General features: G+C 35.3%; 20 protein-coding genes. 14 read left to right on the top strand and 6 right to left on the bottom strand.

The features are described from left to right. Positions 1–201: 201 nt before the first annotated feature. The gene (locus OQ292_RS32640) at positions 202–4,353 is read right to left on the bottom strand and encodes a PKD domain-containing protein (protein ID WP_284688310.1); all 4,152 of its coding nucleotides are present in this window, start codon (positions 4,351–4,353) and stop codon (positions 202–204) included. 671 nt (positions 4,354–5,024) lie between these two features. Further along, positions 5,025–6,239 (bottom strand): cation:proton antiporter, encoded by a 1,215-nt coding sequence (locus tag OQ292_RS32635; protein WP_284688309.1) that lies wholly within the window; start codon positions 6,237–6,239, stop codon positions 5,025–5,027. Between the two features lie 258 nt (positions 6,240–6,497). Between OQ292_RS32635 and pafA the strand changes: the two genes are divergently transcribed. Continuing rightward, positions 6,498–8,135, top strand: coding sequence for an alkaline phosphatase PafA (pafA, locus tag OQ292_RS32630; RefSeq protein ID WP_284688308.1), 1,638 nt, complete (start codon positions 6,498–6,500; stop codon positions 8,133–8,135). A 79-nt stretch (positions 8,136–8,214) separates the two neighbouring features. Here pafA and OQ292_RS32625 read toward each other — a convergent pair whose 3' ends face one another. Further along, entirely contained in the window at positions 8,215–11,451 is a 3,237-nt protein-coding gene (locus OQ292_RS32625) for a hypothetical protein (RefSeq protein ID WP_284688307.1), read from the bottom strand. Positions 11,452–11,986: 535 nt separating this feature from the next. On the opposite strand from OQ292_RS32625, the gene OQ292_RS32620 reads away from it, so the two are divergent. The 4 genes from OQ292_RS32620 to OQ292_RS32605 all read left to right on the top strand — a co-directional run bounded on the left by OQ292_RS32620 (position 11,987) and on the right by OQ292_RS32605 (position 13,861). Then, positions 11,987–12,460, top strand: a complete 474-nt coding sequence (locus OQ292_RS32620) for a hypothetical protein (protein ID WP_284688306.1) — start codon at positions 11,987–11,989, stop codon at positions 12,458–12,460. Positions 12,461–12,473: 13 nt separating this feature from the next. After that, positions 12,474–12,641: a hypothetical protein gene (locus OQ292_RS32615; RefSeq protein ID WP_284688305.1), complete on the top strand. Its 168-nt coding sequence runs from the start codon at positions 12,474–12,476 to the stop codon at positions 12,639–12,641. Between the two features lie 65 nt (positions 12,642–12,706). Further along, positions 12,707–13,216, top strand: a complete 510-nt coding sequence (locus tag OQ292_RS32610) for a hypothetical protein (RefSeq protein ID WP_284688304.1) — start codon at positions 12,707–12,709, stop codon at positions 13,214–13,216. 168 nt (positions 13,217–13,384) lie between these two features. Further along, positions 13,385–13,861, top strand: coding sequence for a hypothetical protein (locus OQ292_RS32605; protein ID WP_284688303.1), 477 nt, complete (start codon positions 13,385–13,387; stop codon positions 13,859–13,861). Positions 13,862–13,885: 24 nt separating this feature from the next. Here OQ292_RS32605 and OQ292_RS32600 read toward each other — a convergent pair whose 3' ends face one another. Further along, the gene (locus tag OQ292_RS32600) at positions 13,886–14,041 is read right to left on the bottom strand and encodes a hypothetical protein (RefSeq protein WP_284688302.1); all 156 of its coding nucleotides are present in this window, start codon (positions 14,039–14,041) and stop codon (positions 13,886–13,888) included. A 332-nt stretch (positions 14,042–14,373) separates the two neighbouring features. Here OQ292_RS32600 and OQ292_RS32595 point away from each other — a divergent pair, with 332 nt between their 5' ends. Together OQ292_RS32595 and OQ292_RS32590 are read left to right on the top strand one after the other, a co-directional pair. Continuing rightward, positions 14,374–15,435, top strand: a complete 1,062-nt coding sequence (locus OQ292_RS32595) for a BF3164 family lipoprotein (RefSeq protein WP_284688301.1) — start codon at positions 14,374–14,376, stop codon at positions 15,433–15,435. 19 nt (positions 15,436–15,454) lie between these two features. Then, on the top strand, positions 15,455–15,988 hold the full coding sequence (locus OQ292_RS32590; RefSeq protein ID WP_284688300.1) for a hypothetical protein: 534 nt from the start codon (positions 15,455–15,457) through the stop codon (positions 15,986–15,988). A gap of 46 nt (positions 15,989–16,034) precedes the next feature. Here the strand turns inward: OQ292_RS32590 and OQ292_RS32585 are convergent, their stop codons facing one another. Then, positions 16,035–16,382 carry an IS1595 family transposase gene (locus tag OQ292_RS32585; protein ID WP_284688299.1) on the bottom strand — a complete coding sequence of 116 codons (348 nt, stop codon included), beginning with the start codon at positions 16,380–16,382 and terminating at the stop codon, positions 16,035–16,037. Beyond that, complete coding sequence (locus OQ292_RS41220) at positions 16,352–16,861, bottom strand: IS1595 family transposase (protein WP_431733800.1); 510 nt, start codon at positions 16,859–16,861, stop codon at positions 16,352–16,354. Before OQ292_RS41220 ends, OQ292_RS32585 begins: the two co-directional genes overlap by 31 nt. Before the next feature lie 225 nt (positions 16,862–17,086). Here OQ292_RS41220 and OQ292_RS32575 point away from each other — a divergent pair, with 225 nt between their 5' ends. The 7 genes from OQ292_RS32575 (at position 17,087) to OQ292_RS32545 (ending at position 24,582) form a co-directional block, all read left to right on the top strand. Next, positions 17,087–18,316: a redoxin domain-containing protein gene (locus tag OQ292_RS32575; protein WP_284688297.1), complete on the top strand. Its 1,230-nt coding sequence runs from the start codon at positions 17,087–17,089 to the stop codon at positions 18,314–18,316. 270 nt (positions 18,317–18,586) lie between these two features. Then, positions 18,587–19,117 (top strand): hypothetical protein, encoded by a 531-nt coding sequence (locus OQ292_RS32570; protein WP_284688474.1) that lies wholly within the window; start codon positions 18,587–18,589, stop codon positions 19,115–19,117. A 165-nt stretch (positions 19,118–19,282) separates the two neighbouring features. After that, a complete protein-coding gene (locus OQ292_RS32565; protein ID WP_284688473.1) occupies positions 19,283–20,239 on the top strand; it encodes a sugar phosphate isomerase/epimerase family protein in 957 nt (318 codons plus the stop codon). 18 nt (positions 20,240–20,257) lie between these two features. Beyond that, on the top strand, positions 20,258–21,175 hold the full coding sequence (locus OQ292_RS32560) for an AraC family transcriptional regulator (protein WP_284688472.1): 918 nt from the start codon (positions 20,258–20,260) through the stop codon (positions 21,173–21,175). A 64-nt stretch (positions 21,176–21,239) separates the two neighbouring features. After that, complete coding sequence (locus OQ292_RS32555; RefSeq protein WP_284688471.1) at positions 21,240–22,613, top strand: glycoside hydrolase family 88 protein; 1,374 nt, start codon at positions 21,240–21,242, stop codon at positions 22,611–22,613. Positions 22,614–22,615: 2 nt separating this feature from the next. Further along, a complete protein-coding gene (locus OQ292_RS32550) occupies positions 22,616–23,431 on the top strand; it encodes a sugar phosphate isomerase/epimerase family protein (RefSeq protein WP_284688470.1) in 816 nt (271 codons plus the stop codon). Positions 23,432–23,433: 2 nt separating this feature from the next. Continuing rightward, positions 23,434–24,582, top strand: coding sequence for a Gfo/Idh/MocA family protein (locus tag OQ292_RS32545; RefSeq protein WP_284688469.1), 1,149 nt, complete (start codon positions 23,434–23,436; stop codon positions 24,580–24,582). Positions 24,583–24,584: the final 2 nt, after the last annotated feature.

Raw genomic sequence — 24,584 nt, 5'->3', positions numbered from 1 at the left:
TAGCGAATCTAAGGTTTGAAAAGCGTATTTCCTTATGAAGCACATTATAAAAAAGTTAAAAATAGGTCTCGTGTGCACATTATTATTCATGTGCGAAAAAAACCAGCAAATATTGAAGGAGAAGAAGAGGGAAGAGAGGGAAAAATGGGCTATTTATTAAAATAAAAGGGATTGTGTTTAGCACAATCCCTTTCGTTCTTTTTATTGAAGTAATACCTTCTTAATGATATTGCCTTTTTGAATACTTTTTATACCTATAAAATACATACCTCTTTGCGATACTATTTCTTTTAGGTTTAAAGTAAGATCAGTTTCGTCTTCGATCGTTTTTTGATATAGTGTTTGTCCGAGAGAGTTATAGATAAAAACTTCTCTGTAATCTTCAATTGAACCCAGATGTATAGAAACCTCACTACTTGTCGGGTTTGGAAAAACATTAAATTCATCAGATTGAATACTTACTTCGCTAGCGGCCAGCCTTGCACTTGAAGCTGGTACTATTTCTAGATAATCTATTGCTGCCCAGTTGCTTAAAGTTTCAACAATTAACTGTTTGCTACCTGCTGAAAAGTTAAGAACACCACTTTGCATTACACCGAAATATGCTTTGCCATAATCGTTGGTGTATTTAATAGTAGAGTAATCTCCTGTAAATGTAATAGCACCTTTTTCTGAAGTTGAAAATGCATAACCATTTGGCCAGTAGGCATCGTTTGTCGCACTGTTTCCAGAACGTACCATTACTTTTAATATATAATTACCTGCTTGAGCAATTTGGAAGTTAATGGCTAACTTATCTCCTTGATCGAAAAGTGTAACTGCTTTTTCGTTGCTGTTTGCAGTAGAATTATAAACTCTAATGGCAGATTTAGTACCTACATCTGTAAGTGCAGTAAAGTTATCTTCTGCTTCAATCAGTTGAGAAGAAACAGTCGTTGTACTGCTTTTTACAGTTACCATTACTTTATCAGCTACAGTGTTAGCTTCATCATCAGTTACTTTAAGTTCAAATTCGTATGAGCCAGCAGCTAAGCCAGATACGGTTACCGAAGCTGTATTTGCACCTAAAAGTGTAACACCAGCACCGGAAGTTTTGCTCCAAGCATAAGTTACAGTACCACCGTCAGGATCGCTACCGCTACCTGTTAGCGTGATGCTACTTTGAGGTAAAGTAATCGTTTGATCTGCACCAGCATTTACAATTGGCATTTGGTCTACAGGAGTATTTGTAGTAGTGCTAAATGAAAACTGTATAGTTAATGTGCCTAATAAATTACCTTGCAAGTTAGCATTTTGGTAAGCCTTACCAACTAACTGATAGCTATAACCAGCTTGAACACCAGATGATGGCCAACTATTGTAATTACCAGCTACATCACCAAACAAAGCATAAGGTGCTGCATTTTCTTTAGCACTTTTGCTTGTACCTCCATTAGAACTAGTTAAGTCAAATTGCACACTACCCACTGTAGCCGGATTCGTATTAGCTCTAATGTTGATGTTTTGAGTTGGTAAATTGGTAAGATTTATCACAGCTCCATTTGCAATCGTTTCAAAGCCACTAATTGGCTGATTAGTTTGTGCGTTCATCAAAGAAAAACTCACAAAAGCATTTGAGCTTGTAGGTGCTGGGTTTACAGTCACTACTACAACATCAGAAACTGTATTACCTTCATTATCAGTCACTTTTAACTCAAACTCATAAGTGCCTGCTACCAAACCTGAAATATTTAAAGTAGCAGATGTAGTACCAGATAATGTGGCAGCACCACCAGATTTTTTACTCCAAGCATAGGTTACAGTGCCACCATCAGGATCGCTACCGCTACCAGAAAGTGTAATGCTGTTTTGAGGCATTGTAATTGATTGGTCTGCACCTGCGTTTGCAATTGGTTGTTGATCTGTTGGAGTTGTTGAACTCAAAGCAACTACTTCCAAATAGTCTACAGCACCCCAACCAGTATTCGCTGCAATTGTAAGCTCGTGAGTTCCAGCAGCTAAACTGAATGTACCAGAATTCATAGTTCCCCAGTAAGAACCACCAATATCATTACTATAAGCACTAATGGTGGCAGCATCACCAGTGAAAGTGGTTGTTTGTCCATCCAAAGCAAAAGTATAACCATTAGACCAGTAAGCAGTCTGAGAGTTTTTATTACCAGAACGCACTCTAGCTTTTAGCTGATAACTACCAGCAGAGGTTGTAAAAGGTATTTTTATTTTATCACCAGAATCGTAAATAGATAAACCTTTTAATCCACTTGCTACATCTACGTAGATAGTTCCAATCGCATTGTTTCCACCATCAGTCACAGCTTGAGCCTTGTCTTCTGCTTCATATAAAACAGAGGTAGGCTGAGGGCTCGTAGTTGTTTCCTTAAAAGTAGCAGTTAAAGAACCATCAGCTTGAGGGAAAGTGTAAACTTGTGTTCGTGACTTTCCATTAGACCATTGCTGAAACTCATAACTTTTACCATTCAAAGATTGAACAGCAGTTGTGGTCACTTCCGATTGAAACAACTGTAATTCGTCAATCACAAAAGGAGTTGTTCTTGGCTGTCCATCTACATAAATAGTTAATCCACTCGGCACTGTGTTAAAAGTTACGTTTACCTTTTTAGGATAAATCGTAATTGATTTTGTTGCTGCAAGTCCATTCTGATTGGTTACAGTAAGTTTTAGAATGTAACCAGTGTTATCGTGGTAGCTATGCCCAGTTGTTGGAATATTAATCGTTCCAGATTTGCCTGGGTAATTAGTAAGTGCACCTGGGTGGGTGTGGTCGTTATGTAAAAATTGTAAATCCCATTTAAAGTTAGCATCGGTTAAAGTATTTTGATCTGTTGCAGTTCCAGAGAAAGGAATCACTTCTCCAGCATAGAACATATAACCATCTGCAGGAGAGGTAATTTGTGGTACAGGAGGCGTACCTACAGTAATAGTTATCTCTTCTGAAGTTACAGACTGACCAGTAGAAGCTTGGACACTTAAACGAGCTTTGTAAGTACCGGCAGTAGAATAAGTATACGAAGGACTCTGCGAAGTGCTTTGCTGACCATCCCCAAAATACCATGTATAAGTTAAAGTACCTGAACCAGTATAGTTTGCCAAACCTGTAAATTGTACTGCTAATGGCGCAGAACCCAGTGTTTTGTTGGCACTTGCCTGTATAATGGTTAAAGTAACACCACTTTTGTAATAAATTTTTCTAAGCTCACCAGATATAAGGTCTAGATAAAATATTTCACCATTTTTACCTTGTCTTAAACCAACAACACCTTTACCACCAGTGCCATTTTTAAATGTAATGGCTTTACTCTCTCCAGTGCCTGCACCAGTAGGTTTTAGGTTAGCATCCATTTCAAGATAGCGAATCCAGCTTTGAGCGTAGTCGCCAAAGAAATATACACCCTGATACTGTGCAGGGAAATTACCATTTCTGTAAATGAAACCACCAGTAATAGAGTTACCACGGTTTACGACGTGTTTATAAGAGTATATTGGATCAGTAAATTTTGCATCTTGGCAAGAGCCATCAGTATTTCTACCAGTGTCACCACAGTCAGGCCAGCCATAGTTAGCACCTTTTTTTGCATAGTGTACATCTTCCCAAGAGTTTGCATGGTCGTTACCACCCACAACACCCATTATAAATGTACCTGTAGGCTCATCGTAAAAACCTTTAAATGGGTTTCTTAATCCCCAAGCGTAAATTGGGCTGTTCGCAATTGGGTTATCTGCTGGTATGCTTCCGTCTTTTAAAATTCTAAAAAGCTTACCGTTTTCGTAAGAGAGGTTTTGAGCTCTATCGGCAAACATCATATCACCAACACAAAAGAAGATGTAACCAGATTTTGAAACAGCTAATGCACCACCCATATGATAAGGTGATTGCGAAGTGCTATAAGTTAGATTACTTTGCCAAAGAACAGTTTCATTTATCGCAATAGTACCAGATAAAGTAAATCTCGATAAGCGTACCTTTAAAGCAGTTGTGGTATAATAAATATAGAAATACTTGTTTGTGGCAAAGTCAGGGTCAATGGCTACAGATAATAAACCACGCTCATAGTCAGCTTCAACATTGCCTAAAGTTAAAACAGTTGTTTTTGTAGGGTTAGCAGCATACGGATCGGTTAAGTAAATTTTACCTTGTTTCTCCGTAATTAAAATTTTTCCGTCGGGTAATACTCCCATTGAAGTAGGAATATTTAAGCCAGATACCACCAGTGCATCTGCAAAGTTTGCATCATATCTGAAATTGTAATTTTCAGAGTTTAATCCTTTAGAAGTTCCAGTTAAAAATAGAATGTAGAATAAAAATAAGCTCAGTACAGAAGATAGTTTTTTCATAAGGCTTCAGTTAAAAAAATGTGAGGTTATCGGAAAAAAAATGCTAGTAAATCGGTGTGATTGTAGTTCTGTAAATTACAGGTCGAAAGAAAGCTAGTAAAGCCTCCTATATACATGGGGGGACTAGTAAATGTACTTATTTCCGATATAAAAACTGTATCAAATACAGTGGTTTTTGTAAAAGTTTTTTTCATATATTTAATAGGTTAAAAATGATGAATGATAGACGTGTAAAAGGTTGAAAGTCACAGAAATTTCATAAAATTTTTCATGTTGTTATATTCAGGATTTTTCCGTTAAGAAATTGAATTTTTCCAAGAAGATTTTGTCTTGAACAACCTTTTTTTGGTTCAAATCATTGTTGGCGTGAGGATAGATAATCAATGAAGAGAATTCTATACATCCTGTAAGAAATCAAAAGAAAAAATTAGTGGTAGTGTGATTAATAAACACCTAATTGTAGTTCAATAATTTTACAATTTTGATAGGAGTGATAGCTTTCGGTCTCCTCAAGAAACTATTAGCTTAAAGGAAAGCTTACAATTCCTTTGGAAAGTTACAGGAATTAAACCGACAGCAGATTTTTCACATGAAGTATGGTATTACACCAATAATTCAGATTTAGAAAAAGACATAATCAGATGGAAGAAAAGGAGTAATAAGCATTCTCATTAAATCTCATTTGCCTTTTTCAAAGTCATCTTGGCTAGTAATGGCCCGATGATTTCGTGTAAAATAGTAGCACCCATTATGGTTCCGATAATGAGTGGAGCCATTTCGCTATAGTCTTCGTTTTTTTGCATCAGTAAAGACAAACCAATTACAATTCCTCCTTGTGGAATGAGACCTCCTGCTGTTAAGTATTTTACTTTTGGAGGCATTTTAGTAAGTGTTGCTCCCAAAATAACTCCTGAGAATTTACCCAAAGCTCTAAAAACAAAAAAGATCAGTATGAGTAAGGAGGCAGAAGATAGCACCGAAAAGTCTAGATGCATACCACTCACAGTAAAAAAGAAAATGAATACAAGCTCCTCAGTATACCTTTCTAACACACCAAAAATCTCTTTTTGATTTGGGTTGAAGTTCACAATCATTACCCCAAATACCATGGTTGCCATCAGTTCTTCCACTTCAAAAAACAAAGAAGTACCAAAGCAAGTACTCAAAAATCCAAGAATTAAAATGATGTAAACACCATCTCCTTCTACCTTAAAATATTTAGTAAAAAGGTTGAATAATAAACCCGACAATGTGCCAATAAGAATTGCTCCGCCAATGGCAATTCCAATTTCAATAAAGATGCTGGCAATATCTACATGAGCATTTGGTGCATGATTGAGAAACAAAACGGCTACGCCAGTAGAAAGGCTGAAGATGAGAATCCCTACAGCATCGTCAAAAGCGGCAACGCCCATTATCGTATCCGATACTTCTCCTTTTGCTTTGTATTCGTGCGCAACCGCAAGGGTAGAAGAGGGATCGGTAGGGCTAGCCAAACTAGCCACCAACAAACTAAAAGGTAATAAGTAAAGATTTAAAGATTCATTTCCGGTAAATCTGGCTAGCAGCAAAAAGCCTATTAATACAAACAGGAATGCAAACAAAGCTTCAAAAATGGTGATGGTTAAAATGCCTTTTCCAGATTTTCTAATTTTTGAGATAGAAAGTGTACTCCCCACTTCCATAGTAATAAAAGCCAAACAGATATTTGTAACAGGTTCGGTTACATCGGGGAAGTCTGCTTGTATAAAAGGAGTGAGGTTTGGGTTGAGCACAATGCCAGCTACAATGTAACCAGATACCTTTGGCAGCCCAATTAAATGTGCCAGTTTTCCCAATAAATATCCAACTATTAATATTAAGCCGAGCGTGAGGGTAACATCCATGGTAGTATTTGTATTCAGCTGGTTTTCAAATGAATTTTTGTTTAAAAATTCATGTATCGAAGTTTAAAAAATTAACCGTTCAAATGTATAAATAAAATGCCCTTATGCAAAAGAATACATATATGTCTGGTTCACCAATAAAACTTTTTACTGAGTAAAGTGCTAGTGATCAAATTTGTTGGTTACTTCCTTCAGAATTTCTTATTAGTTTTGGCGCTTGTAAAGACGATTTACATTAAAGCTTATAAAAAACACAAAATGAAGAAATTAATAATTGCTATAACTTTAAGTTTGATGGCCAGCGCATCATTACTAGCACAAAATTCAAAAAAACCAAAACTGATAGTTGGCATTGTAGTCGACCAGATGCGCGCCGATTATCTGTATCGATTCCAAGATAATTATACAGATGGTGGTTTTAAAAGATTGATGGGAGAGGGGTTCAACGCTAAAAATACTCATTACAACTATGTGCCTACTTATACGGGTCCGGGGCACGCATCTATTTACAGTGGAACTACGCCAAAAAACCATGGTATTGTGGCAAACGATTGGTTTAGTAGAGAGCTCAACAGAGAGGTGTATTGTGCGGAGGATTCAACTCAAAGGTTGGTTGATAACAAAGGTGTTGCTTCTGATAAGTTCGATTACTTTTCTCGTTCGCCAAAAAATTTGCTTACTACTAATTTTGCAGACGAGTTAAAACTATCTACCAGTTCCAGGTCAAAAGTAATAGGTATTTCATTAAAAGATAGAGGTGCTATTTTTCCTGCTGGGCACATGGCAGATCATGCTTTTTGGTACAATTCAAATAATGGCAATTTTATCTCAAGCACATATTATGGCGATAAATTACCAGAATGGTTAGTTAAATTTAATAAAAGAGAAGTAGCAGATTCTCTACTCGATCTTGATTGGGAACCACTTTTGGCAGATGAAAAATACATGGGTAGCAATCCTGATGACAGCCAGTGGGAGAAAATTTACAAAGGCAAAAAGGAATCAGTTTTCCCTTATAAATTAAAAAAATTAAGAAAAGACAATGGCAATTTTGGACTTATCACCCAAGTACCTTACGGAAATACACTTTTAGCCAATTTAGCTTTTGCTGCTATTAAAGGAGAAAAATTGGGAAAAGGTGCTGAGACTGATATGATTACCATTAGTTTTTCTAGTACAGACTATGTAGGCCATAACTTTGGTATTCGCTCTAAAGAGTTGGAAGATACTTACATCAGATTAGACAAAGACATTGAAGCTTTACTTAACTACTTAGACAAAGAAGTTGGCAAAGGAGAATATATCTTGTTTTTAACTGCCGACCATGCTGGTAGTGATAATCCTGATTTTTTGAACAAAGAAAAATTGCCTCATGGTTATTACTCAACAGGAGATATAAAAGCAGGTTTAAACGAGCATTTATCTAAGAAGTTTGGCAACAAAGATTATGTTACATTTATTGATGGTGTGCATGTCTATTTAGACGAAAAAGCAGTCTTAGAAAACAAAGAATTAGTAACCGAAGCAGCACATTTCTTAAAAAATACAGATGGCATAAAAGAAGTATTTGTACCATCTATCTACGGAAATAACACAGAAGGCAGATTAACTACCTTAATGAGCAATGGTTACAACTACGCGAATTCTGGCGACATCATTATCCAGTTTTATTCTGGTTGGATGAGCCAAAGAACCTATGGAACCACTCACGGAACTGGTTTTAGCTCAGATACACATGTTCCGCTTTTATGGTATGGCTGGAATGTGCCAAAAGGTGAAACCAGTGAACCGCACACTATTACCCAGATCGTGTCTACACTCTCAATGAAATTAAATCTGCCATTACCAGACGATGCAGATTTAAATCCGATAAAAGAATTGGTGGAAAATAAGTGATATCAATAAAAAATTTAAAGAAGATTGTTAATAAAAAAACCTCCATTTCGGAGGTTTTTTTATTAGGGTTTTCACACATTTAACCTTTACTTTTTTCTTCTTCTATAAATTCCAAAGCAGATTCGAAACAGCTTTCTAATTCTTCATCTAAAGGATCATATGCTGTTTGAATAGAGGCGAATTGCTTCATCCAGGTTTTGTCATTCATTCGGGCACGTATCCATTCTTCTGCTTCAGGGTTTTGACAATAAAATATCACTCTTTCTGCATCAGAATTGCCTCCATCTCTTAAGAAGAGCTTTATCATGGCTTCTAATACACCTTCTATTTGTTCTTTAGAGAAATTTAAAGAAGGATTAATCTTAGTGTCATATTGCGTAGTATAGATGCTGGAGAAAATCACCTGTTTTTTCTTGTAACCTGCTGGAGTAAGTGGAGCCATCACCTTTTCCATAAAATAATCATAAACTGAAGGCAGGTGTGCTGAGGTTAAGAAAAATACAGCGGCACTTTTTATAGAATTTTCCCAAGGGTAGTCACTATCAAATAAATTAGGTGCCACTTCAAAAAGGGCTTTGGCCATTTCCAGGTTAGGATCATCCTCACCTTTTATGAAATTAGGGAAGTCTTCTCCAAAGAGCTTTTCATTTATATCATGAGCGCTAAAATTTGAGTTTACAAATAAATGTAATAATGCCTCTTTTTTATTCTCCATATCTGCCCTCCAAAGGTATACAAAGCACATGCGTTGTAGATCTCTGCCTTTAAGATTCATTAATGTTTCAAGGCGTATTTCTGGAGTTAGTCCATCGAGGTAATCGAATATGTTTTTCTGAATTTTAGCTTTTTCTTCCGCTGGGGTTTTGAACCTATCATAGCCTTCTATGAATTGGTCAATGGCAGCTATATGTTCTCTTAATGCAGCTACATTTTCATTTTGCTCACCCAGTACGGCTAATATATCCTGATATTCTTTAGATACTTCATTGCCATTAAAATAAAAAGCCGCTGTAGTTTTTAGAGCCTCTTTGTCTGAAACAAAATCACGCACATCCCAAAGCATAATTTCTGCAAACTTTCTCTTGTGCTCATCTTTCCACACATTTTTGTAGGTGAAGAGCTCATTGACTAGTTTGTCAGCAAAGCTGGCTTTATCTTCAGTGTTAGGATTACAGGCGTATACATAAGAGAGTAGGCAAATGTCTTTCTGATCATCTTTCACTAGAGCCTCAAACTCATTCCATTGGTTGTACTTCTTGAGGTTGTTTTTCAGCCAGCGCATTCTTGTAATCAGGTTGTCCTCTACTTTAGGATACATGATTATTGAATTCCACCAGTTCTGCAGATTATCACTACCGCCTCTGTAGCTTTGAGATTGGGTAAAGAACACTAAAAAGGCCCTTCTTCTTAAAAAGATCTCTTTGGCTTCTTCACTTTTCTTTATTTCGATGTCATAAAAAGCATCTGTGTTCTCGAAGAATATTAAGGTATCGTAGATACGGTACATTTCGTCGTCTAGCTGATGCTCTTTTACTATGGCAGCTACTTCATCATATCTTTTATCTAAGCTGAAGCCAAAATGCAATAACCAGTATAAGGCAAGATGCGGATCTGTAGGAAACTCACTTTTTTCTTCCTCATAGCTTTTGTTGATGTCATCGGCATCTTCAAAATGACCAAATGGAGATGGGGTAGTTCTGTGGAGCCAGTCTATAAATAAATCAGAAATCCACTGATACCTTTCTAGTAAAATAATGGGAGCTACTTTTCTTTCAATAGGCTCTTCTTTATAGTTAACGCCGTGTTTTTTAGGACTTTTTATGATTACTGGAGATATGCCGCCACCATCATGACTATAGCCGTAAGTACCCGTTTTGCTCCTGCGGTCTACTACTACCCAGTCGCCAGCGCCAGGATATATATCGCCTTCTTTTATCTGGTGGTCTTCATATATCCCGTCGAGCTTCTCAAAGCCAGCCAGGCTACCGTAGTAATCTTCCCAGTAAGTCATCATGTTAATAAATGCATTGATTTTTAACGGGGTGAGGTCTATTTCAATCTGCTGATCGAAATCCAGAAACTGCTCTCCTTTTTTGATCTTATCTAAGATTAAATCAGGCTTGTATTCATAAGAGGAACCGTATTTTGCTTCCTGATAAATGCTTTCATCAGAGATATAACCATTGTAAGGGGTCGCTTCTTTATCGTAAGTATATCGCTCATTTTTGTTATCTGGCTTGTGCTGATGTAGCAGAATGTGAGCGTGTGGAGGGACGGCAGCATGTATATGGTGGCTATCAATAAGTATATTTGTTACAGTAGTCTTTCCTGCTATAAATAATGGACTGAGTATAGCGGAGATGATCAGGTTCTCTGCAGTAACGTTACCTGTTACTATGACCTGCCCATCATTAAATATAAGCCCTGTTTTAGGCCCTTCTTTCATTAATAGAGAGCCCTTTACGTTAAGGTTTCCATTTATGATCAGGCACTGACTATTGAGGAGGGTAAAATCACCTTCTTCATTTACATCCTTATCTATAATCTCAAATTTGCCTGCTCTGAAATTGTCAAAATGACTTGAAAAGTCACCATTCAATAGCAGTTGCCTTAATTCAGGGTGATTTATCAAAAGATCTCTTTTGCGATTATATTCCTGCTGGCTGTTATCTAACTTTACAAGGGCATTTTTAATTTCCTCTTTTTGTCTGTTAGATGCGGTATCGTGCGGTGATAATTCAAATTTCTTTAATTGTTTGTCGGCTAACTTAAGCCAGGCCTCCTGGTCATCATAGAAATTGAAAATCAATGAGTCATTAAACCAAATCGTGGCATAGTTGGCATGAATATGTAAATTGGCTTCAAAGTCAAATTCATCTGACCGGTAAGCTAACATGCGCTCTTCTTCTTGATTCTGAAGTTCTTCGAAGTCTTTCCCGCTTAGAATCTTGGCAATTTCTGAAACATGAACAGGTTCAAAAGTATTTTTCTTTTTCGATATCTTCTTTAGCCCACTGCTAACTTCAGACATATACATTTGCTCGCCTTCAAAATCCTTTATGAGATACTTATTTAGTTTTTTCAGCGCTACAGGCTTAGATACAAAGTAATGCCTGTTTTTAATATCTGTGCAATGTACAAAATAGCACTTCTTTTCTAATGGATCTTGATCTCCCTTTTCTAACCAAAAATATAATTGCTGTTCTTCTAATAATAAATTGGTCTTTTCGAGTCCTTCCATTGGAAGTAATTCGATAGAATTTTTCAGTAGTGTTTGGCGGCTATTCTGTGTTCCATCATCTTCTTTGTCCGTCATTTTTTGTGTTTTTACTGGTGTAAGATTTTTTTTGGGGGGCCAAAAATATAAGATTTTGGAAATCTTAATATGTTATACTTTTTAATTTTTGTGAGAATTAAAATTTCACGGAATCCAGTTAGGTATTTTTACGGATAAGTGTGAAGGTGTTAAGTTTATAATTGGAAGAAGGAAAAGGATATTTGAGATGAAACAAACAACTAAGGGATTAATTCATAATATACTGTATCAATTAAACAAAGTTTGTTTTTACAATTTGGTTTATTTTGGAGTCTCTATTTTGTATAGAGATAATGTGAAAGAATTTTATCAAGTTCTTTTCATTATCAATTTACTAATCTTAGCACCCTCAACACTTATTTCAATTATAGTAAAATTGAATAAAGTGAAACAAGACTACAAAATAACTATTCCAACGTTTTTAGCGATTGTTTTAATAGTAGAATTAACATTATTACTGGTCTCATAATAATTTAGGTTAAGCAATTTTCAAGGATTGATTAATCAGTGAAAAGTATTAGAAAACCAAGACTAGATGCATAAAAGAATATTGATTTGTTTGATAATAATTATGGTTCAAGCTGAACTTTTGGCACAAGTACAGCCGGTTAAAGATAGTACTACATATTTTATACACGACGATTTTAAAAAAGAAAAAAAACGTATCATTAAATATTTTGGAGCTTCATCTTTAGATAGGATAATTATATTACAAAACCATATCCAAAAATTGGAAAAAAATAATATAATAGGCTTAGGAGATGAGTCTAAATTTATGATTTTTGACTTAGAAACATTAAGTAATGAAAGTTTTTCTTACGCTTTTTTTCTATCTGGTGGTTGGGGTGGCTCATATTATTCATATAAGTTTGAGAATTTGGATCATCAATTTGAACTTTGGAAAAATGCTTTAGCAAAACGGCCTTATTTAAAATCTAATGACCAATCTATATGTACTGTTGAGGTGGCGTATTATTATAATCATTTATGTAAAAAACATGCCCAATAATCGCATTCAGTTTATGGAAATCAACCTTCAACATATAAACCCCAAATTCATAAAAGTGATGCAACTAGACTTAGATACTATATTGGGAGTCGAGACACCTTCTGTTGTTGTCAAAAAGAATAAAATTGACATGGAGAACTTTAAAAAAGCGAAAGAAATCTGGCTATCAAGAATCAAATGAAAATTACTTGTATTTTTAAAATATTGTTTGGGTTTTCAATTGTTTTGAATATCTACTTTATTGTGATGGACAATCTTGAAAATAAGAAAGTAATTTCTACTAATCCGTTTAGCCCAAGTAGTAAAATAAGTGAAAATGATTTATTGAATAGTGGATTTACTCAAGTGACCACAGATATGCCTATTTTAGGTAAAAAGGTAAAGAATGTAAAGATGAACTATACATTTAAATACTTTTCAGATAATCATATCAAACAGGTTTTAAAAAGTGGTGAAACCATTCATGATATAAATTTCTATGATTTTATATTGCCAAATAAGCCATTAGGTTATTCTTGTGAAGTTGAATTTGAAAATACACCTGATAGTTTAATACTCAGTAATTTTTTTCAACAATATTCTGTTGAAATTATTTCTAATTTTCAAGAATTAGAATCGGCTAAAACTTTTTCTGATAGCAATAAAGCTATAGAATTTTTTGTGTCCAATACAGAGACATCTCAGGTATTCTTGTGTTTGTTAGATATTGAATCTAATGGAAAAAGCACATTGTATTTTAGTTACTCTTTGTATTAAAGTCTCTGATAATCAGCTATCTAAAAAAAAACACTTAACTGTGTTTATGTTAAGTAAAGAGCCTATTCTTTGGCCTTTATTAAGTATATATAATTGAAATAATTGTATAAAGACTTTTAATTAGACGTTTGTAGCACAGCATTAAATTGTAAAAATGACTTTTCAGCTATGAACTCAAAACTAAAGCTTTTCTGCTTAGTTTCGCTGCTTTTTGGGGTAAGCATAATTGTCGATTGTGAACTTCTAAAAGTTTGGAGAACTGCCAAATTAGAAAAAATGTATGGCGACTCAATTAATGCTGGTCGTTATGGAGGGGGTGAACGTGTAACTAAAGTTGATATCGGGTATAAGACTATTGTTGTCCATCGTTCTCTTGCAAGTCATATATACGGATTGGATAGCTTAGACATATTGTCAACAATGATTTTTTATCAAGTGATGGCGTTTAAAGTTCCTTTTAATGACGAATATAAGATTGTTCCACCAGAATATGGGATTAATAGAGGCCTCTACTTTTATCCTATATTACTAATAATTGCATCAACCATAACACTTGTTTCTAAGTCAAAAAGTGTAAGAGACCACTCCTTAGGGCTAACAGTTATTATGGTTCTACTGATATTGTATGTTCTATTTCTGAATTGAATAAAAGTTGAAAAAGTATACTCCTCAAGTATAGCTCATTCCAAAATCATAAGCTTTAATATAGCTTACAGTAATTGTTTCTGTAGGTCTTACTAAACTGTCATAATGTAATTTTAATTTTCCAGTTAGAATATCTCTTACTTTTTTAAATGGTTCCCAAACTCCACAATCTGGAGTCAAAGATTTAACATCTTTAATTCTATACAGTCTTAAGTCATCAAACCTGTTTTCTTTTATAGCAAGTTGAAAAGCAGTTCTTGTTTCCTCAATTGATTCTAATGTATTTATATTTTCAGTTTCGGATAATTAGAAATTAATCATATTTTAGTATAAATAATGATATTTCACATCCGATAGCATCAAATAAAATGAATGATAGAGATTTAACTGAAAATGAAAGCCAATTTTGCTCAATTCTATCAGATAAAAGAAGGTAAAATATACAAGCAAAAAAACTACGATTGTTTTGAATCTTTTATAGAATGAGGAAAGTTTGAGCAAACTATTCACTTATGAAAAAAATTAGTCTTTATACACTTCTAATCAGTTTAGTTATAAGTTGCACCGAAAGCTCAGAACATAAAAATCAGTTTGATAATTTTAAATTAGAGAATGTAAAATGTGAAGCTACATTTTCAGAAGAATTTAACCAAAAGCTCATCTTCGGGGCAGTTTATCAGCAAATATTTATGGACTCATGCATAATAGCTTTAGATCAAGCACAAGATGAGTTTGTAACAATTCTAGATTTGCGCACTAATGAAATTATTAGAACTGGTACTAATGGCAAAGGTCCAAATGAGTTGATAATGCCCATGACTTTAGTAAAAAGTAAACATTGTGCGAAATGTTTTGAATTATATGATTTCATACATAAAGCTGTTTTTGCTTTTAATTTAGACTCATGTATCGCGCGAAAAGGGAATTACTTACCTACTAAAATTACCACTAGTTTTAAGGAAGGGTTTAAATATATTTCTGGAAATAAAAATACTTTTATTGGTTCTGGAGTATTTGAATCTACTTACAGGTTTGCAACTTTTAATGTAGAAGACAACAAGTTTAACTATGATTCAGAAAATGTTTTTGATTTTGATAATAGTGACAAAAATGAAAATATATTTAAAGCATTGGCCTATCAAGGACAAATGAGAATTATCGATAAAAAAATGGTTTGGGTTTGTTCTAATACACCGTTTTTGGAGATTTATTCAATTGATAAGAATAGTTTGATAAAAGAGAAATCGTTGCGATATGGAACTGTAAAATATGTAGCCGATAGAGCTGGGGGTGGCTATGGCAGTGCAATAAAAGGAGGTAATCAAATGGGTTTTCGGTCTATAGATGTTGATGCAGATTATATTTATACCTTATATTCTGGAAAAGTAGTAACTAAAGGTAATACCGGAAGTATAACTTATTCTGACAAACTACTCATTTTTGATTGGGAGGGAAATTTTGTAAAGGGTTATAAACTTAGCGAAGCAGTAACATGTATTTCAAAAAATTCTAATAATAATATTATTTATGGGTTTTCTGCACTTGAGGGAAAAATTATACAATTTGAAATATAGATTTTGAATCTTTTATAGAATGAGGAAGTTTTGTGCAAACTATTGTTTGATTTTACTCTTAATAGGAAGTTCGTGTAGTCCGCGTGTGGGAAATATTGATGAATATAAATTAGAAGTTTTTGCAGATTATTTTCAAATCTATATGCAAACGGCTTCAACTTTAGAAAGTGAAGAACTTGGTGTAGAGTGGTCTGAGAAGGAACTAAAAAGGCTTTTACAAGTAAAAAAGGAGGAATTCGTAATTGGTACGGCGAGAAATATGTCGGTTCCTTTTTTCATTAAAATATATCCCGAAAAACCAGAAATTAACTTAGATAATTGGGATATAGTAAATGAATCGGAGATAAAAGTTACTGCAAATATTCTATACATAAACTCAATGGATGATGAAATAAGCATTCCTTTAGAGTCTGGGGTTTATGGATTTTATACCTTATACAAAAATCTTGATTCTATAAGCAAAGATGGTTTAGAGGGTGATGATGAATATTACTTATACCTATGGAAAACATCTAAAGCAAGTCAAACTACTGATGTAATGGAATTGAAATGATTAATTTTTAAAATATTAAATGATTATCCGTATTCTTACCACAAGCTCAAGTGAGCGTACAAGCAATTAATATTCTGTCAAAAATATCATTTTCAAAGTATCTTCTATTGAGTTTGTAACAGAACTCATCTAGATAATTCTGTAGATACCCTGGCCTTGTATGCTGATATATCCCTTGTAGGACTTTCTTTGCATTCCCAATGGCTGTATGTACCCAAGGTAGTTTGATATGGGCCTGTTTTGAGGGCACTTTTTCCACATCCATCTCGAACTCTCCTGCCAGTGACTGATAGGTTGAATAGCCATCTGTAATCATCTTGGCATTCTGGGCAACATGCCGGGTAATCGTATTTCTAGCAGTTTCTACTGTAAAATCAGCGCATACAGCTTGCACCTTTTAGAAGGGCGGTGTTTTTTAGGCTGTAGCACCACCTCTGTCTGTGCAAAGACCATCGCCATGGTCTGCTTCTGGCTCCCCCTTCCCCGCTTTCTCTCCTCTTCCTTCTGCCCCTCGGGTACTAGTGTTTCAAAGAACCCTTCGTCTACCTCAATATTGCCTCCCAGCAAGTAGTGGTTGTCCCGTTGGCCCATCGCAGAGCGTATTTTGTGCATCATTGCCCAGATAGGTTCATAGCGCTTATGATTGAGCTGCCTCTGCACATTACAGGCAGAAGAACCTTTCTTGCTACAGCCCATCAGCCAGATAGCAACGAACCAGTAGCGAAACGGAAGTTTGGAAGCTTCCATGATGGTGCCACTGCGGAGGCCTGTCCTAAAACTGCATGACTTGCATTGGTACATCTGCTTGCTATTTAGCCAGTAATGCTCTTGGCTACCGCATTTCTTGCAACAAACACCTGCTTTATCCCTGATTTCCTTGAAACGCTCACGGCATACCTGCTCATTGCGGTACGCTTACATGAATTCAATAATACTATCCATAATGACCTGTTTTTGAGCTAATTTCGAAGCGCAGACCATACCCTATTTACTTTGTGGTAGCTTTACGGATAATCATTTAATATTAATAGATATGTGTACCTTTTTCTAAGTAAAGCATTATGAAGGCGTAAGTGTTTATAATTAAAAATATAAATTTTGAAAAGACTTAATTTTATCTACGCATTTGGATACACAATCTTATTGTTTTCATTCATTTCTTGTTCAAATGAAAAACCCAATAACAGCATTTTAACTGAGAATCTACCAATCATTAATGTTGGGGAAAAGGTACCAGATTATGTTTTTGAAGAGGTATTAAACAGCACTAATACTTCATTTTCTCTTTTAAATTCCGATGAAAAACCAGTAATAATAGAACTATGGGCAACTTGGTGTGGGTCGTGCTTACCTGCAATGAAAAAGTTAGATAGTCTCAAAGAAGAATACCAAAATGAAATAGATATTATTACTGTATCTCCTGAGGACAAGAAAAGGCTTTTAAAATATATAGAAAATACTAACTCAAAGCTTCCAATAATTAGTGATTCAACTTTTTTTAAAATGATGCCTTTTAATACGATCCCTCATTCAGTTTTAATTGGTAAAAATGGAGTAATTAAAGGGATAACGTCACCATTCAATATAAATACTGATATTATTGAGGAATTGATAGCAGATAAACCTTTGAGTTTACCCAAAGAAGAAATTTCTGAATCAATATTATTAATAGAAAAAGTTGATAAAGAAAAGAAAATCGAATTCAAATCATATGATAGTTCATCAAGGCAATATGGCCAACCTCTAAAAAATGCAGAAGGAAAATTAAATGGTTTTGTTTATAGTAATTATACATTGCCTAGTATATTTCAAGATATCTTTGAAATAACAAGTTATAAAAGGCTAATTTTTAAAGATGGATTAAAGGAATCAGATTTTACTTACTCTAACTCTAGTAACAGATATATTTTTAGCATAGAAGTATCTCCAGAACTTGAAGATAAAATAAATGAAACTGCTATAGATTTTATGAATAATAATTTTGAAATATATGCTGAAAAATCTGTAGATAGTTTGGCTTCTCATGTATTAACTATTACCAATAATGTACTTCAAGAATCTAATAGCAAAGAACATTTTGAGTTTAGGGGAGATGAGTATATAGGAAGGAATCAGAAGTTAAAAAAGCTGATATTGTATTTAGAAAATATGCAAAATATCATCGTTGCAGACAGAACTGGTTTAGATGGTAAATATGATATTGAATTTGAATGGGAGTATGAAAAACCAGAAACATTATATGAAGTATTGGCTAAATATGGCTTAAAACTACAACAAACTGAAAACAAATTACCTATTGAAGTACTTGAGATTCATAAGAAAAAATAGCTTTATGAAGCAGAAGTTGTCTAAAGTAGTTATACTGTAAAAATGCTTTTAACCAAAATATTATTCTTTTCCTCAAAAAGACCTGTAATCTTATATTTTCGAGTTCGAAAAAAAAGCTATCATTTGAGGGAAGTAGAATTTTGAAAAGTAGTTAACAAAACAAATAATCAAATTTTAGTAATTATGCCAAATTATATATAAATCAACTAGATTAATTTGTTATTTTTTATTTTAGACAACTTCGCAGTATAAATTTTAATAAATCAAATTTTGAAGTCTAAATTATTCATCCTTATCATTTTGCTTATTCCAGTTTGCACTTTGGCTCAAGGAAACTTGATTGAAAAAAGGGAAAGCCAAATTAGTCAATTAAAAGAAAGACTGATCGAGAAAAGTGTAAAGGAGTTTGAAGCGGGAGATGTCTGGGGAAAAATTATAGTCTTCAGTGATGCTGAATTAAGCGATTATAGAGTGTTAAATGAATATCAAAGTGCAGAGTATGGTCAGTGGATAGAAGAATACATCATTTATCAAAATCAGCTTATATTTTTAAAAGAAACATCTCTAGATTGGCTCGTAGAGCAACAAAATCAATATCAATTAGTAGAAAGTACTTACTACTTCTCTGATGAAAAAAGCGGAATTAAAAAGTCAAAATCAATACTTATAAACTCAAATAGAATAAGTACCGAAGACCAAGAAAAACTATCAACCCAAACTCCAACAATCGATACATTATCTCTATCAGATTTCGCTTTTAAACAAGCTGAGTTACAAAAACTATTAAAATCACTGGAATAAAACCTGTTAGAGAATCTAAAATCTATTCCCTCAATTTCCCATTTCAGTATTCTAAGTAACCAGCCCGGCTTTCTAATTCCATATGGGTACTTTTTAACACTGGCTTTTTTAGTATATTAGATACACATTGGAAGATAAACTTCTGGAATTCAAAATAATGTAAATATGCAAAATGATAAAAAGCAATTGCTTGCCAGACGTGAGTTTCTGGCAAAAGCGGGCATAGGTGCTGGTGCCTTTCTGTTCTCTTCAGCTTTTCCCTCAATTACAAATGCCACCCAATTTGTTACTAAAGTAGAAGGAATTAACCTTGGTGTAATTACTTACAGTTTTAGAAGTATGCCAAGTTCTGCCGAAGATTTACTGGGTTATCTCACAGAATTAGATTTAAAAGCAGTAGAACTGATGGGTGACCCGATTGAGGCTTATGCTGGTGCTCCTGCCCCATTACCTTGGAAACGTGGCCCACTTTCAGATGTAGAAAAGGCAGAAAGAGCCAAACATGCCGAAGAGTTAAAAGCATGGAGATTAGCCGCTCCAATGGATAAGTTTAAAGAACTGCGCAAGAAGTTTAACAATGAGGGCATCAATATAGAAATTGCCAAATTCCCACTCGATCGAATGAGTCCCGAAGAGATCGATTATAGTTTTAAAGTGGCAAAAACATTAGGAGCAAAAGGCATCACACTCGAACGCTCAGACGAATCTGTAAAGAAATTAGCACCATATGCAGATAAGCATAAAAGCTTAATTGGTTACCACAACCACGCAAAAGTTGATTTTAACAGTTGGGACGATGCGCTCAATTACTCAAAATACAATGCGATAAATCTGGATATTGGTCATTATGTGGCAGGAACCAACAATTCGCCGATTCCTCTTATTAAAAAACACCACGATCGCATTTTAAGCATGCATGTTAAAGACCGCAAAAAGAACAATGGTGATAATCTGCCTTGGGGACAAGGAGATACGCCAATTATCGAAGTGCTGCAATTAATGAAGAAAGAAAAGTACAAGTTTATGGCGACCATAGAGCTAGAATACGCAATTCCCGAAGATTCCAACGCAGTAAAAGAAGTTGCCCGTTGTATCGACTATTGCAGAAATGCTTTGAGTTAAAATATACTTAAAAGATATATGTCGGGACGAATACCTGTTTACCAGATTGTAAAAACCAGCAAAGAAGATAGTGGCGGTTTTTTTAAGATTCTTCAAATGAAAGGGAGTCCAGAAAAAGACCCATTGGTAGAGTATGCACCGTACGAAACCAATGCTAGACACAGGCACAACTTCTTCGAAATTTGCCTTTTTACAGATGGTGCAGGTATTCATGAAATTGATTTTATAAGCCATTCCATTAAGCCAGAAAGTATCCACATTGTGGTTCCGGGTCAGATTCATTATCTGCAAAAAGCGAAAGACACCAATGGCTACATTATCGCATTTAATAGAGAATTTCACTCTTTGTTTTTTCTAGATAATGAAGCAAACAACACAGCGCTTCCCAATAATTTTATTGGTAGCAAATCCATCATAAATCTTAGCAATCAGGCATATCAAGATTTTCTGAACATTGTAAAACAAATGATTAGAGAATCTCAGCAAAACGGAAAACACTCCCAACAAATACTCAATTATTACCTACACATCTTTATATTGAAACTGGGAGAATTTGTTCAAGAAACCATCATCTCAGAAACGAGCAAAGACAATCGGTATCAGTTAGTAAATCGCTTTAAAAAGGCTGTCGAAAGCAATTACAAAAAAGCACATTTGGTAAAAGACTATGCAGATTTACTCGATACTGATCCCATCAGATTAAATAAGGTTTGTAAGAAGCTCACTCTAAAAACTGCCGGAGAAATTATTACAGAAAGAATCATTTTAGAAGCCAAACGCCAGTTAGCTTTTTCTTCGCTTACTAATAAAGAAATAGCCCATTTCTTAAATTTCGAAGACCCCTCCTACTTCAGTCGTGTGTTTAGAAAAAAGACTGGCTTAACCCCAACCTACTTTAGAAACAGCATGGCAAAAAAGTACCATAATTTTGTATAATTATCCATTTCAATTCATTTAATACTTTGTTATATTTAATAAATAGCAATGTTTAAGAAAGAATATGAATTTGGAAGATAAAATAGTACCAGAGAAACTATTGCCAGCAATCGAAAGATTTTGGGATTTATCTGGTAAAAAAATACTATCAATTGAGCAGGTATACGATGTATCGAAAGGCTCACCAGTGTTTACCGTAAAAGGCAAATACACCACCAAAGGCTGGACAGAATGGACACAAGGCTTCCAATATGGCTCTGCTGCTTTGCAGTTTGATATTACCGGAGACTCGCAATTTTTAGAGATAGCAAAAAAGAACACTGTAGAAAAAATGGCTTCGCATGTGAGCCATACAGGTGTGCACGATCATGGTTTTAATAACATCAGCACTTATGGGAATTTACTCAGGTTGATGAAAGAAGAGAAGATTCCTTATAACCAATGGGAGAAAGATTTTTACGAATTGGCGCTTAAAGTTTCCGCAACTGTACAAGCTGGCAGATGGACAAAAATTAAGGGCGGAGGATTTATCTATTCTTTCAATGGACCTCACTCCTTATTTGTAGATACCATTAGATCTGTGCGGGTTTTGATGTTGGGTTATGTATTAGGTCATCAGATGATGATTGAAAATGATAGAAAGATAAGTTTGTTGCGCAGGGCTATTAACCATGCAATTTCTACGGCTCAGTATTCAGTTTTTTATGGAGAAGACAGGGACATTTATGATTTGTGGGGACGAACTGCGCACGAATGTATTTTTAATGTAAATGATGGCAATTACCGCTGCCCGAATTCACAGCAAGGCTATACGGGGTTTACCACTTGGACACGAGGTTTAAGTTGGGCAATGCTCGGCTTTGCAGAAGAGTTAGAGTTTTTGGATACTTTAAGTGATGATGAGCTGCGACCTTTTGGAGGTAGAAGAACTATACAAGATGTATTCTTAAAAGCTGCCAGATCTACTTGCGATTTTTACATAAAACACTCAATGGCAGATGGTATTCCTTTTTGGGATACAGGTGCACCCAATTTGTATAAACTTGCTGACTGTTATAAAGAGATTTCTAACCCATATAACAACGTGGAACCAGTCGATAGCTCTGCAGCTTGCATTGGTGCACAGGCTTTATTGAGACTAGGAAATTATCTTAAATTAAAAGGGAATGGCGTTTATGAAAAGTACGAAGAAGCTGGCTGGGAAATAGTAGATACTTTGCTCAAAAGCCCTTATTTGAGTGAATCAGAAGCACATCAGGGTTTGATTTTGCACTCTATTTATCACCATCCAAATGGTTGGGATTACATTCCAGAAGGAAGCAAAATACCCAATGGAGAATCTTCGATGTGGGGAGATTATCACGCCAGAGAGCTGATGTTGTATGCTTATAGATTGCTTAAAGGTGAGCCTTATTATACATTTTTTAATTGCCTGTAAAGATGGAAAACTTGTGCATTCATACAATTACTACCAAACCTTGGAATCTGGAAGAAGCGGTAGTAAAGTTCTCAGAAGCTGGTGTAAAAGGTATTTCTGTTTGGGAAGATAGCACTTTAAAACTTGGTGCTGAAAAAAGCGGCAGACTCATTCGCGAACATGGCTTAGAAATAGTCTCTTATGTACGAGGTGGATTTTTCCCATCAATCAATGTAGCAAAGAGAGAGCAGGCAATTAAGAAGAATAAAAAGATGATGGAAGATGCAGCCGCATTGGGAGCTCCATCTTTGGTTTTGGTTTGCGGTGCTGAGCCGATGCAAAGCTTAGAAAATTCTAGAATGCAGATTCAAGCAGGTATTGAAGCACTTTTACCATTGGCAGAAAAATTAAATGTAAAACTATCTATAGAGCCATTGCACCCGATGTATGCAGATACTCGCTCTGCCATCAATACGCTCAAACAGGCAAATGATATAGCTGAGGCAATTAATTCGCCTTATGTGGGTGTCGCAGTGGATGTTTACCATCTCTGGTGGGATGATAATCTGGAAAATGAGATAAAACGATGTGGAGAAAATGGAAACCTTTTCGCTTTTCACATTTGCGACTGGTCTGTGCCAACAGTGGATATGCTCAACGATAGAGGTTTAATGGGCGAAGGTTGTATTCCACTTTCAAATATTAAAAAGTGGGTAGTAGATGCTGGTTTTTCGGGCTATCACGAAGTCGAAATCTTCTCCAATAAATTCTGGCAGATGGATCAGGACATCTTTTTGAAGAAAATTATAGAAGCTTATAAAGATTATCAAATACAGTAAATATGAAAATTCACAAGGTAGGTATTATCATGAATGGGGTTACCGGCAGAATGGGCACCAATCAGCATTTGCTGCGCTCAATTGTCGCCATATGGAAGCAAGGAGGCGTTGCACTCAATCAGAATGAGTACATTATGCCTGAACCACTGCTCGTTGGAAGAAACCTCAACAAACTAAAAAAACTAGCAGAACTTTCTGGTATAGACAACATTACCACAGATTTAGATTCAGCTTTAAAAGATTCCTCTTACCAAATCTATTTTGATGCACAAACAACCGGAAGAAGGTATCCGAGTGTGAGCAAAGCCATTGAAGCTGGCAAACATGTCTATTGCGAAAAGCCGGTTGGAGTGAGTACAGAAGAAGCTTTGAGCTTGTATAAAATGTGCAAAGAATACGGTGTAAAACATGGCGTGGTACAAGACAAACTTTGGTTACCCGGAATGCTAAAGCTTAAAAGATTGATTGAAAATGATTTCTTTGGCAAGATACTTTCTGTTCGGGGAGAGTTTGGCTATTGGGTATTTGAAGGTCATACAGTGCCTGCACAGCGACCAAGTTGGAACTACAAAAAAGAAGAAGATGGGGGAATAATCGTAGACATGCTTTGCCATTGGCGCTATGTGTTAGACAATATTTTTGGTAAGGTAAAAGCTGTTTCTTGTTTGGGCGTAACTCATATTCCTGAGCGAGTAGATGAAAATGGAAACCCCTATCGTTGCACGGCTGATGATGCCGCTTATGCTACTTTCGAACTGGAATCTGGTGTAATTGCCCATTTTAATTCTTCTTGGACTGTAAGAGTGCGCAGAGATGATTTACTCACTTTACAGGTGGATGGGACAAAAGGTTCAGCGGTTGCAGGATTGCGTCATTGCTACATCCAACATTATGGAAACACACCCAAACCAGTTTGGAATCCAGACATAGATCAGCCAATAAACTTTTATGATAATTGGAGCAAAGTACCAGAGCAAGAAGTGCACGAAAATGCCTTTAAGGTGCAGTGGGAATTGTTTTTAAAACATGTGGTGACTGATACCCCTTTCCAATGGGATTTACTAGAAGGTGCCAAAGGTATTCAATTGGCAGAAAAAGGTTTGGAGAGTTCAGATAAAAGAGCTTGGGTAAAAATTCCAGATTTAACTTAATC

This window comes from Chondrinema litorale, assembly GCF_026250525.1.
In the GTDB taxonomy this organism is placed as follows: Bacteria; Bacteroidota; Bacteroidia; order Cytophagales; family Flammeovirgaceae; genus Chondrinema; species Chondrinema litorale.
The sequence above is the reverse complement of the archived record's forward strand: the minus strand, read 5'-3'. Positions and strand labels throughout refer to the sequence as shown.

Excerpts from the sequence above, each read along its gene's own strand:
- OQ292_RS32640 (WP_284688310.1), bottom strand. The coding sequence starts at position 4,353 with ATGAAAAAACTATCTTCTGTACTGAGCTTATTTTTATTCTACATTCTA.
- OQ292_RS32635 (WP_284688309.1), bottom strand. The coding sequence starts at position 6,239 with ATGGATGTTACCCTCACGCTCGGCTTAATATTAATAGTTGGATATTTA.
- pafA (WP_284688308.1), top strand. The coding sequence starts at position 6,498 with ATGAAGAAATTAATAATTGCTATAACTTTAAGTTTGATGGCCAGCGCA.
- OQ292_RS32625 (WP_284688307.1), bottom strand. The coding sequence starts at position 11,451 with ATGACGGACAAAGAAGATGATGGAACACAGAATAGCCGCCAAACACTA.
- OQ292_RS32620 (WP_284688306.1), top strand. The coding sequence starts at position 11,987 with ATGCATAAAAGAATATTGATTTGTTTGATAATAATTATGGTTCAAGCT.
- OQ292_RS32615 (WP_284688305.1), top strand. The coding sequence starts at position 12,474 with ATGGAAATCAACCTTCAACATATAAACCCCAAATTCATAAAAGTGATG.
- OQ292_RS32610 (WP_284688304.1), top strand. The coding sequence starts at position 12,707 with ATGGACAATCTTGAAAATAAGAAAGTAATTTCTACTAATCCGTTTAGC.
- OQ292_RS32605 (WP_284688303.1), top strand. The coding sequence starts at position 13,385 with ATGAACTCAAAACTAAAGCTTTTCTGCTTAGTTTCGCTGCTTTTTGGG.
- OQ292_RS32595 (WP_284688301.1), top strand. The coding sequence starts at position 14,374 with ATGAAAAAAATTAGTCTTTATACACTTCTAATCAGTTTAGTTATAAGT.
- OQ292_RS32590 (WP_284688300.1), top strand. The coding sequence starts at position 15,455 with ATGAGGAAGTTTTGTGCAAACTATTGTTTGATTTTACTCTTAATAGGA.
- OQ292_RS32565 (WP_284688473.1), top strand. The coding sequence starts at position 19,283 with ATGCAAAATGATAAAAAGCAATTGCTTGCCAGACGTGAGTTTCTGGCA.
- OQ292_RS32560 (WP_284688472.1), top strand. The coding sequence starts at position 20,258 with ATGTCGGGACGAATACCTGTTTACCAGATTGTAAAAACCAGCAAAGAA.
- OQ292_RS32555 (WP_284688471.1), top strand. The coding sequence starts at position 21,240 with ATGAATTTGGAAGATAAAATAGTACCAGAGAAACTATTGCCAGCAATC.
- OQ292_RS32550 (WP_284688470.1), top strand. The coding sequence starts at position 22,616 with ATGGAAAACTTGTGCATTCATACAATTACTACCAAACCTTGGAATCTG.
- OQ292_RS32545 (WP_284688469.1), top strand. The coding sequence starts at position 23,434 with ATGAAAATTCACAAGGTAGGTATTATCATGAATGGGGTTACCGGCAGA.